The following is an 11,386-nucleotide window of genomic DNA, read 5'->3' as shown; positions in this document are numbered from 1 at the left end:
GGCGACGATCAATTAGGGGAGTGAGAAGGCCATGAACGGCACCCGTCGACTGAAAGCATATCTGAGCCTGTCCAGCGCCGTTGCCGCGTTCGTCCTGGCTCCCCAAATCCTGGCCCAGGATCAGATCGCACCGCAGGAAGATACGCCTGCCGCTGACATCGTGGTTACAGGCTTCCGCGCCAGCCTCAATAGCGCGCTGGCCGTCAAGCGCAACGAAACCGCCACGATCGACGCGATCAAGGCGGAGGATATTGCTGAATTTCCCGACCTTAACCTGGCGGAATCGCTCCAGCGCATTCCCGGCGTCGCGATCAGCCGCGTCAACGGCGAAGGTCGCAATATTTCGGTTCGCGGTCTCGGCCCGGAATATACCCGCGTCCGCATCAACGGCATGGAAGCGATCGGCACCACCGGCGGCACTGACAATTCGGGCGGCGTGAACCGTGGCCGTGGCTTCGACTTCAACATCTTCTCATCGGACCTGTTCAGCAATCTCTCCGTCCGCAAGACCGCGACGGCGGATGTGGAGGAAGGGTCGCTGGGCGGCACGGTCGATCTCCAGACCGCGCGGCCGCTCGACTATCGCAAGTCCACCGTCGCCCTGTCGGCGGCTGCCAGCTATAACGACCTCAGCGAAAAGACGACGCCGCGCCTGTCCGGCTTGGTCGCGACCCAGACCGACGATGGTCGTTTCGGCATCCTGCTTTCGGTCGCCTATGAAGAGCGCAAGATCAAGGAAGAGGGCGCCAACATCACCCGCTGGACCTATGGCGGGTTCAATAACGGGTTCAATGCGGCCTCGACCTTGCCGGGCTATACGACCGGCCAGATCAACGATGCGAACCCTGACACCGCGCTGTTCCACCCGCGCATTCCCGGCCTGGTCAGCTACGATATTTCCCAGCAACGGCTGGGTGCGGCGGGGTCCGTTCAGTTCAAGCCGACCGATCGCACGCTGATTTCGGTCGATGGCCTTTATTCCCGGCTCGACGGCACGCGCAAGGAGGCGCAACTCCAGGCGATCAGCTTCAGCCGCTCAGGCACCGGCAAGCCGCAGACGATCATCCGCGACGGTGTCGTCGATGATAATAACAACATCGTCAGCGGCACTTTCGACAATGTCGATCTGCGCTCCCAGTCGCGTTACGACGTGCTCAAGACCGAATTCTATCAGGTGACTGGCTCGATCGATCATCGCTTCACCGACCGGTTGAAGGTCTTCGCGATGGCGGGTCATGCCAGTTCCGAATTCAGCAACCCGATCCAGACGACGGTGACGATCGACGCGAGCAACACCGGCAATTTCCAATATGATTTCTCGACCCGCTTTCCGAACATCCAACCGGGCGTCGATGTCGCCAATCCGTCGACCTGGGCCTTCGTCAACGGCACGTCGGAAGTACGCATCCGGCCGCAGACGGTCAGCAATAGGTTCACCACCGCCAAGGGATTTGTCGAATGGGAAGCCATTGATGGCGTGACGCTGAAGGGCGGCCTCGATTGGCGCAAGTTCGAATATGACTCAACCGAACGCCGCCGATTGTCGGGTGAATCCGTGGTTGCGCCGCTCAGCGCCGCGCAGTTGGCGGGTATGACGACGCTCTTCTCCGGCTTCGGCAAGGGGCTGAACGTGCCGGCGGGCACCCCGACGGCCTGGATCGTCCCGGACCTCAACGCCTTCATCAGCCAGGCCGGCATCTACAGCAATCCGCTCTACGCCACCGGCGGCATTGAAAACGCCACGGCGCGCGGCTCCTATATCACGGTGACGGAAGAGGATACCGGCATCTGGGGCGTGACGCAGTTCAATCTGCAGGAGTTTGTCGGTGTGCCGATCCGCGGCGACATCGGCCTGCGCTATGTGAAGACCGATCAGTTCTCGACCGGCTATGCCAGCCGGGGCAGTGCGGTCAATCTGGTCACAGCTGATCGCAGCTACAAGCGCTGGCTGCCCTCGCTCAATCTGGTCGGCAACATCACCGACAATCTCCAGCTTCGTTTCGCCGCCGCCAAGACGCTGGCGCGTGCTGGCATCGCATCACTGACGCCGGGCGGCAATCTCAACGTGTCGGGCGGCAATCGCACCTACAGCTCGGGCAATCCGGACCTCAAGCCTACCTCTTCGAAGAATCTGGATGCGTCGATCGAATGGTATCCGATGCAGGGTGCGATCTACGCGGTTTCGGCCTTCCGCAAGGATATCGGCACCTTCGCCCAGACGCTCAGCGTCGGCGTGCCCTATAGCAGCCTCGGCTTGCCGGACTCGCTGCTCGACGGCACCACTGCCTCGCCCAGTGACATCTTCATCGTCAGCCAGCCGGTCAATTCGGATGGCGGCATCCTCAAGGGCTTCGAAATCAACGTCCAGCAGCCCTTCAGCTTCCTGCCGGGCCTGCTCTCCAATTTCGGCGTACTGGCCAACTATACCTATGTGAAATCGGATATAGAATATCTGACCTCGGCCGATGGAGCCTCTTCTGTCACCGCGCCCCTGGTCGGCCTGTCCAAGCAGGCAGCGAACTTCACCCTCTATTACGAAACCAAGAAGTTCCAGATCCGTGGGTCGCTTGCCTATCGGTCCAAATATCTGACCGCCGTCCCTGGAACGGAAGGCAATAGCTATAATGGCACCAACCACACGCTCAACGTCGACGGGCAGGCCAGCTACAATCTGACCGACCGGTTGAAGCTGACCGTCGAGGCGATCAACCTGACCGATCAGAAGAATGACCAGTTCGTGGATGAGACGAACCGCCTAAACGTGCTGACCCATAGCGGTCGCCAGATCAACTTCGGTGCGCGCTACAGCTTCTAATCCCTCCCTTCCCGAAGCGGGACGCACCCAAGGCCAGTTGTCCTTACCGGACAACTGGCTTTCTTTTTGGGTGTGGAAGAGTGCGGGTCAGGCGCCCGCTGCGCCGCCCATGGCCTTCACCAGCGCGATGCTGGCGCGCATCCGGCTGGTTTCGACGGCGAGCAGTGCGCGCTGCGCCTCCAGCGCGTCGGTCTGTGCTGTGACCACTTCCAGATAATCCGACGCACCATCGCGATAGCGGCTATAAGCGATTTTGCTGGTTCGCAGCGCCGCCTGCGCGGCGTCGCGCTGGTCTACCGATTGGGTGGCAAGATGTCGGCTGGCGGCGATGGCGTCCTCCGCCTGGCGGAAGGCGTTCAGCACCGTTTCGCGATAGGTTGCGGCCAGTTCGTCATATTCCGCGCGCGATATTCTCACTTGCGCATTGCGACGGCCGCCATCGAACAGTGTGACCAGCGCCGACAACGGACCCAGCCCCCAAAAACTATTGGCACTGCTCAGCAGGTCGCCGCGGGTAGCTTCCCAGCCACCGGTCAGGCCCAGCGTAAGGGACGGGAAATAGGCTGCCTTGGCGACGCCGATCCGGGCGTTGGCGGCATAGATACGACGCTCGGCCGCAGCAATGTCAGGTCGGCGCTGGAGCAGCTCGGACGGCGTGCCGGCCGGGACGACGGGCATCTGCGGCAACGCATCCTGCGGGGCGATGGAAAAGTCGGAAGTAACCACCCCGATCAGCGCAGCGATCTCATGCTCGGTCGCAGCGCGTTCGTTGGCGATGGCGGAAATCTGCGCGCGGGCGTTGCTGAGGGCGGTCTTCGAGCGGTTGACATCCATGCCCGATGCGATGCCGCCCTTGCGCCGGGTTGCAGTCAAATTATAGGCCCGCCCGAACGCCTCCACGGTTTGACGGAACAGCGCCGCCTGCGCATCAAGGCCGCGCAGCCGCGCATAGGCATCGGCAACCGACGCCTGGAGGCTGAGCCGGGCCGATGCGAGATCGTCCTCGCTCGCCTGCGCATCGGCACGGGCGGCCTTCACGCTGTTGCGGATACGGCCCCACAGGTCCAACTCATAGTCGAGCGAACCGCCCACTACATAGTCGTTATAGGTAACAGCATTGCCATTACCCTGAAAGCGGTTGCCCGAAACGCGGCGACGGCTGGCGTCGGCCCCTGCGCTGACGGTTGGAACAAGGTCCGATGCCTCGACCCGCGCGGCGGCGCGCGCCTGGTCGTAGCGGGCGAGGGCGGCGGCCAGTGTCGGGCTGGCTTTTTCCGCACGGGTTTCCAGATCGTTCAGCACCGGGTCGCCGAACGCCTCCCACCAGGCGCCGCGCGACGCGGTATCCATCGGCTGAGCGGCGGTCCAGCCCGTCACTTCCTTGAAGGCGGCGGGAGCGACGGTTTCGGGCGGATGATAGTCCGGCGCCATCGAGCAAGCGGCCAACAGCGCGGGCAATAGTACCACGGCGCGGCGATCAACGCCCATTCGCGACGCCCTTCCCTTCGGCTGCAGCCGTCTGCACCTGAACCCTGTCGCCCGTGCGGATCGCGTCCGGCGGGGTGTCGATCACCCTGTCCTGCGTGGTGACGCCGCTTGAAAGCTGGACGGTCGCGCCCTCGTCACGGGCGATGGTGACGGGTTTCACGGTGACGCGGCCATCCTTGCCGACCACCGCGACGGTTGGGCCGTCATTGCCGTAGAGGATCGCGCTGCCCGGCAGCGCCAGCGCATTGCCGTGACCGGCGCTGACCTGGAAACGGACCTGCGCGAAGGCGCCGGGTTTCAGCGCGGCGTCGGGATTGGCGGCCTGCAACTGCACCAGCACGGCGCCCGACTGCGGATCGACCGCGCCCGCGCTGCTGGTCATGATCGCAGTGAAGGTCCGGCCGGGATATTCGGGCAGCGACAAGGTGGCTGCCGTCCCCGGTTTGACTGCGGCCGAATAGCCTTGCGGCACGCGGACATAGATGCGCACGCGATGGACGTCCGACACGGTGAAGAGCGGCTGGGCGGCGGCGTTGCCCGCGACGACCAGCGCACCGATCTGGGCCGAACGGCTGGTGACGACGCCGTCGAACGGCGCGGCAAGGCGGGTGAAGCCCTGCAGCGCTTTCAGCCGCTTCACATTGGCGAGCGCGGCATTGGAGACGGCGACACGCGCGGCGAGATCGCCGGCCTTCTCATCAGTTTCCTGCTGCGATACCGCATCTTCCTTCAGCATCGTCGCCCAGCGTACCGATGTCGTCGCCGCAAGACGCTGGTTGGCGAGCGCGGTCTGATAGTCGGCCTTCGCGGCGGCGAGCTGTTGATCGACTTCCGGCGCATCGAGGATGGCGAGCGGTTGCCCGGTCCGCACCTGATCGCCGATATCCGCCAGCCAGCGGCGGACATAGCCGTTGGTACGGGCGTAGATGGCGGCGCTGTTATAGGCCTGAACATTGCCCGGCAGCACCAGCGCATTGCCCTCCGTATCCGCCTTGGGCGTCACCACCGCGACGGTCGGCAACGCTGCCTGCGCAGCGGTCTGGCGCAGTTCCTCGGTCGCGCTGATACGCGAAGCAACGCCGACGCCCACGACGGCGAGAGCCAGGATGCCCGCGCCGATGCCGACGCGCTTCAAGGTCCGGCTGTCCGGTCCGGCTTCGGCCGAATTATCAATGGGGGTTTCATGCTCAGACATGGCTCAGCTGCATTTCCGTAGTGGGGGTCTTTTGACCATGTTTGCGGTGGACAAGGGCGAAGACGGTGGGAACGAAGAAGAGAGTGGCGATGGTGGCGCAGATCAGGCCGCCGATGACGGCGCGACCAAGCGGGGCGTTCTGTTCGCCGCCTTCGCCCAGGCCCAGCGCCATGGGCGCCATGCCGATAATCATGGCCAGCGCGGTCATCAGCACCGGGCGGAAGCGGACCATGCCTGCCTCCAGCGCGGCCTTGGTCGCGTCGCCCAGTTCGGCGAGCCGCTCCCGCGCGAAACTGACCACAAGGATCGAGTTTGCGGTCGCGACGCCCATGCACATAATGGCGCCGGTCAGCGCCGGCACCGACAAGGTGGTGCCGGTCATGAACAGCATCCAGACAATGCCCGCCAGCGCCGCCGGCAGCGCGGTGATGATGACGAAGGGGTCGACCCAGCTCTGGAAATTGACCACGATCAGCAGGTAGATGAGCACCACCGCGCCGGCCAGGCCGAATCCCAGCCCCGAAAAGGCAGTGTTCATCGTCGCATATTGCCCGCGAATGGTTACAGTCGCGCCCTTGGGCTGGTCCTTCTCCATCGCTTTAATGACATCCTCGACATCCCCTGCCACCGCGCCAAGATCACGGCCCTGGGTGGTGGCGAAGATGTCGAGCACCGGCGCAATATTATAGTGCGACACGACCGGCACGGTGTTCGACCGAACGATGGTGGCGAGCCCGCCCAGCGGCTGCACCGTCGTCGCATTGGCGCCCGAGACGGGGACGTTGGACAGATCGCTGAGCGACCCGACCAGATATTCAGGCGCCTGCGCGACGACTGGATACTGGATGCCATTTTCCGGGTTCACGTAGAATACGGGCGCCGTCTGCGACGTACCTGCAAGCTGGCTCGCCAGGCTGGTGGTGACGTCGCGTTCGGTCAGGCCGAACTGGCCGACGCGGGAGCGGTCGACATCGACGTCCAACTGCGGGGCGCGGCCGGGCTGCTGGATGCGTGCATCGGCCAGGCCCGGAATGGTCGCAATTCTGGCCAGCAGAGCCTGCGCATAGGCGCGGTTGGCCTGCGCATCCCGGCCCGCTATCTGGATGTCGATCGGAGCGGGGGCACCGAAGTTCAGGATCTGGCTGGTGATGTCGGCCGGCAGGAAGGCGAAGCTGGTGCCGGGGAAGCGCTTGGGCAGTTCGCGGCGCAGTTCGGCGACGATGTCGTCGGTCGGGCGATGGCCATGGGTTAGCGCGATCAGCATATCGCCGTCCTGCGGGCCGATCGTGCCGCTATTATTATAGACGGTGTTGATGGAACTGACCGGCAGGCCGATATTGTCGGTGACAGACCCCAGTTCGGCCGCCGGGATCAGCTTTCGCACTTCCTGACCGATCCGGTCGAAACGGGCGGCAGTATCCTCTATGCGGGACCCCACAGGCACGCGGACATGCATGGCGATCTGACCGGAATCGACCGAGGGGAAGAAATTGCTGCCCAGCATCGGCAGCAGCCCGAAGGAGAGGATCATGATCGCCAGAAAGCCCAGCAGGAAGGGTTTCCGTACAATAAGGGCGCGCTGGAGCAGTCCGACATAGCCGGTGCGGATCGCCTCGAACCGCCGCTCGAACCCGCGCTGAAAACGGATCAGCGGGTTATGCGAGGTCGGGCTACCGGCCATGTGCGTGTCACCATGTTCCACATGGGGCTTCAGCAGATACATGGCCATGGTCGGAACCAGGGTACGCGACAGGATGAAGGACGCGATCATCGCGAACACGACCGACAGCGCCATGGGCACGAACAGGAACCCCGCGACGCCCGGCAGGAAGAACATCGGCACGAAGACGATGCAGATGCAGAGCAGAGCGACGAAGGCCGGCGTCACGATCTGCGCCGCGCCGTCCAGGATCGCCTGGGTCACGCCCTTGCCCTGTTCCAGATGCCAGTTGATATTCTCGATCGTCACCGTGGCGTCGTCGACCAGGATACCGACCGCCAGCGCCAGTCCACCCAGGGTCATGACGTTGAGCGTCTGACCGAAGGCCGCAAGCGCGGCGATGGCGGCCAGGATCGCCAACGGGATCGACAAGGCGATGATGACGGTCGAACGCCAGCTACCCAGGAAGAGCAGGATCATCAGCGACGTCAGCGCCGCGGCGATCGCGCCTTCATGAACGACACCCTCGACCGCGGCCTTCACGAACAGCGACTGGTCGCCGATCGGGATGATCTTCAATGTATCGGGCAGGGTCGCGGCGATCCGTGGCAGCGCTTCCTTGACCCCGTCGACGATCGCCAAGGTGGAGGTCGCGCCGTTCTTGAGCACGGTCAACAGCGCCGAACGGCTGCCTTCCACATGGACGATATTCTGCTGCGGACCGCTGCCGTCACGGACATAGGCAACGTCGCGCATATAGATGGTCGCGCCGTTCACCACCCTGACCGGCAGGTCGTTGAGCGCCTCTATCGAGGTGGGCGCATTGTTTAGGCGGACGCTATATTGGGTAGCGCCGACCTTGACGAAGCCGGCCGGGTTGATCTGGTTCTGGGCGGCGATGGCGTTGCCCACATCCTGCGCCGACAACCCCTTGGACTGGAGCGCCAGCGGGTTGAGGTCGATCTGCACCTGCCGTTGCTTGCCGCCCGAGGGGAAGGGCATGGCCAGACCGGGAATGGTGACGAGCTGCGGGCGGATCTGGTTCTGGCCCAGATCGAACAATTGCTGTTCCGACAATCCCTTGCCGGACAAGGCAAGTTGCAGGATCGGCACGGTGGACGCGCTGTAGTTCAGGATTAGGGGCGGCGTGACGCCCGGCGGCATCTGGCGCAGCACCGTCTGCGACACCGATGTCACCTGTGCCGTGGCCGTGCGGATGTCGGCGCCGGGCTGGAAATAGATTTTCACGATACCGATGCCCTGCAACGACTGGCTTTCGATATGTTCGATGTCGTTGACCGTGGTGGTCAGCACGCGCTCATAAGGGCCAACGATGCGGTTCGCCATGTCTTCCGGCGCCAGACCGGCATATTGCCAGGCGACCGCAACCACCGGGATGCGGATATTGGGAAACATGTCGACAGGCGTGCGGAAGGCCGCGAGCAAGCCCACGATCGCGATCAGGATAGCCATCACAATGAATGTCAAAGGACGGTTGAGGGCAACCTTGACGATACCGATCATCCACGACTCCGGGACGCGCCGGCAGAAACGCCGGGACTGAAAATATGATGCCTCTCCAGAAGGGATGTCATGTCGTTACCGCAATCATCCCTGCGGATAAAGCCGCTTGTCACGGCATGAGCTGATGAATGTCATTCATGAATGTGGCGATGGTCCGGGTCCGGCAGGCTACGGCATCAGGGGGCGGATCGCGCGCAGCCTTCGGAACGACGACGGACCATCGCCACATCTGGTTTCGTCATGCAACCTAGAATCTTCCCGGTCTAATATATAATATGGCTATATCGATAGCTTGGACGACTTGATTCATGGACCTGCGACATTTGCGCTATTTCCTGTGCGTGGCCGAAGAAATGCATTTCGGCCGTGCCGCCCTGCGTCTGGGCATCTCACAACCGCCGCTAAGCCAGCAGATCCGCGCGCTGGAGGAAGAACTGGGCGTCCAACTGTTCGAGCGGACCAGCCGGCGTGTGGCATTGACCGAGGTAGGACGGCTGTTCGTGCCGGAAGCAAAGGCCACACTCGTCCAGGCCGAGCGTGCAGCGCAGACCGCGCGGTTGGCGCAGATGGGACAGATTGGTCACTTGTCCCTGGGCTTTACCGCGTCGGGGCCATTTGTTCCGCGCGTCGCGGGCGCGCTACACACGTTCCGCCAGTCTTTCCCCAATGTTGAGCTGACCCTGCTGGAACTGGGACGCGACGAGCAGATCGATGCGGTCGAACGCAGGCAGCTGGACGTTGCGATCGTCCGGGGCTTCGATCAACCCTATTTGCCTGATGGGTTGATATCTGTGCCGCTGATCGAAGAAGAAATGTTCCTGGCGATCCGGCAGGATCATCGATTGGCGCAGCAGAGCGGCAACCCGTCGATCGAGGATCTCAAGGGTGAACCGATGGTGCTGTACAGCGCCATCATCGGCGCCGGTTTCAATGAGCATTTCTTCGCGCTTTGCGAAACCGCCGGATTCCGTCCGATTATCGCGCAGGAAGCGGGCAGCCTCGCCACCTTGCTCGGGCTGGTGGCGGCCGGCTTTGGCGCGACAATCCTGGCGCAATCGCTGACGCGCCTACATATCGACAATCTGGCTTATCGCTCGCTGGCGACGCCAGTCATCAGCCGCCTATGGCTGGTCCACCGCCATGATCTGTCGCCCACGTCGCTGATGTTCAAGCAAAGGATACTGGCCGTTGATGGCGACGAGGAATCATCGCCATCAACGGCCAGTATCGGGTAGTCACGCCCTCACACCAGCTTGTTGGTGCGCACCAGTTCGCGATACCAGTCAGCGCTCAGCTTGGGCGTGCGCTTCTGGGTCTTGAAGTCGACATGGTGGATGCCGAACAGCTTAGTATAACCGTCCTCCCACTCGAAATTGTCCATCAGGCTCCAGACGAAATAGCCCTTCACCGGCAGGCCTTCGCGCGAGGCGCGCTGGAGATGGGTCATATAGTTGCGCAGATACATGACGCGATCTGTGTCATAGACCTTCCCGTCCGCCGCGACCGTGTCGTCGGCCGAGCAGCCATTTTCGGAAATGTAGAGCGCCTTGGGCTTCCAGTTCTCGCTGATGGCGCGCATCCCCCAATAGATGACCTCCGGCGTGACGTAGAGCCAGGGGGAGGGCATACGCGGTGCCTGGCCGGGATGCGGCAGGATCTTGTAGCCTGACGGCTGCGAGGCGTCGGCGCGCACGGTGTTGCCGGTGTAGACATTGACCGACAGGAAATCGAGCGGCGCACCGATCAGCTTCATGTCGCCATCCCTGACCTTGGGTGCGTCCTTGCCCTGCGCGGTCAGATAGCTGTCGATATAGCGGCCTTCCAGGATTGCGGTCAGGAACATGGCGTTCTCTTCGCGCACCGCTTTCTTCACCGCGTCGATATGTTCGGGCGTTTCAATCGCGGGAACGAAGATACTGGGATTATCGGCGATGCCGACCTGCGTCCCCGTCTTCGTCGCGGTACGGATCGCCTGCACCCCCAGGCCATGGGCGAGCACGCCATGATGGCGGATCTGATTCACTTCGCCCATGGGCAGCTTCAGACCCGGCGCCTTGCCGCCGGTCATGTAGCTCAAATCGGTGAAGCAACGCAGTTCGTTGACTGTCATGAAATGCTTCACCCGGTCATTGAGCCGGCCCGCCATATAGCCCGCATAGTCGGCAAAGGCGTAGGCAGTGTCGCGGTTCTGCCAGCCGCCCGGCAAGGCGGCGGGCAGATCCCAGTGGAACAGCGTGGCGTGCGGCGTGATGCCCGCCGCCAGCAGTCCGTCAACCAGCCGGTTATAATAGTCCACGCCCTTCTGGTTGGGCCTGCCCTTGCCGTCTGGGAAGATACGCGACCAGGCGATGGAGAAGCGATAGGCCTTGACGCCCAACGCCTTCAAGAGGGCGATGTCATCCTGATAGCGGTGATAGCTGTCGCAGGCGACATCGCCGGTATCGCCATTGGCGACCTTGCCGGGCGTGTGGGAGAAGATGTCCCAGTTGGTGGTGCCGCGACCATCCTCCTTCACACCGCCTTCGATCTGGTAGGCGGCGGTGGCGCAGCCCCAGAGGAAGTCGGGCGGGAAGGACAGATCGTCTCGTGGCATAGCGGCCGGTGCGGTCTGCGCCGTGGCGGTCGTGCTGCCGATGAGCGAGGCGCCCAGCGCCGCAGCACCCAAGCCCATGCCCAATTCGCGGCGATTAATGCCTGTCATGTT

6 protein-coding genes are annotated in these 11,386 nt (G+C 63.1%); 2 read left to right on the top strand and 4 right to left on the bottom strand.

Going from position 1 to position 11,386, the window contains the following annotated elements; all coding sequences use genetic code 11:
- The first annotated feature begins 31 nt into the window (after positions 1 to 31).
- The gene (locus MOK15_RS17475; protein ID WP_242932995.1) at positions 32 to 2,815 is read left to right on the top strand and encodes a TonB-dependent receptor; all 2,784 of its coding nucleotides are present in this window, start codon (positions 32 to 34) and stop codon (positions 2,813 to 2,815) included.
- Positions 2,816 to 2,902: 87 nt separating this feature from the next.
- Here MOK15_RS17475 and MOK15_RS17470 read toward each other — a convergent pair whose 3' ends face one another.
- The 3 genes from MOK15_RS17470 to MOK15_RS17460 are packed head-to-tail and all read right to left on the bottom strand — an operon-like array spanning position 2,903 to position 8,682.
- Positions 2,903 to 4,303: an efflux transporter outer membrane subunit gene (locus MOK15_RS17470; protein ID WP_242932994.1), complete on the bottom strand. Its 1,401-nt coding sequence runs from the start codon at positions 4,301 to 4,303 to the stop codon at positions 2,903 to 2,905.
- Complete coding sequence (locus tag MOK15_RS17465) at positions 4,293 to 5,498, bottom strand: efflux RND transporter periplasmic adaptor subunit (protein WP_242932993.1); 1,206 nt, start codon at positions 5,496 to 5,498, stop codon at positions 4,293 to 4,295. Before MOK15_RS17465 ends, MOK15_RS17470 begins: the two co-directional genes overlap by 11 nt.
- Positions 5,491 to 8,682: an efflux RND transporter permease subunit gene (locus MOK15_RS17460; protein WP_242932992.1), complete on the bottom strand. Its 3,192-nt coding sequence runs from the start codon at positions 8,680 to 8,682 to the stop codon at positions 5,491 to 5,493. Before MOK15_RS17460 ends, MOK15_RS17465 begins: the two co-directional genes overlap by 8 nt.
- Before the next feature lie 308 nt (positions 8,683 to 8,990).
- On the opposite strand from MOK15_RS17460, the gene MOK15_RS17455 reads away from it, so the two are divergent.
- On the top strand, positions 8,991 to 9,917 hold the full coding sequence (locus MOK15_RS17455; protein ID WP_242932991.1) for a LysR substrate-binding domain-containing protein: 927 nt from the start codon (positions 8,991 to 8,993) through the stop codon (positions 9,915 to 9,917).
- An 8-nt stretch (positions 9,918 to 9,925) separates the two neighbouring features.
- Here MOK15_RS17455 and MOK15_RS17450 read toward each other — a convergent pair whose 3' ends face one another.
- Positions 9,926 to 11,383, bottom strand: a complete 1,458-nt coding sequence (locus MOK15_RS17450) for a GH1 family beta-glucosidase (RefSeq protein ID WP_242932990.1) — start codon at positions 11,381 to 11,383, stop codon at positions 9,926 to 9,928.
- Positions 11,384 to 11,386: the final 3 nt, after the last annotated feature.

Origin of the sequence: Sphingobium sp. BYY-5 (genome assembly GCF_022758885.1) — a bacterium.
In the GTDB taxonomy this organism is placed as follows: Bacteria; Pseudomonadota; Alphaproteobacteria; order Sphingomonadales; family Sphingomonadaceae; genus Sphingobium.
Note: the sequence above shows the minus strand (reverse complement) of the source record. Positions and strands in the feature narration are given on the sequence as shown.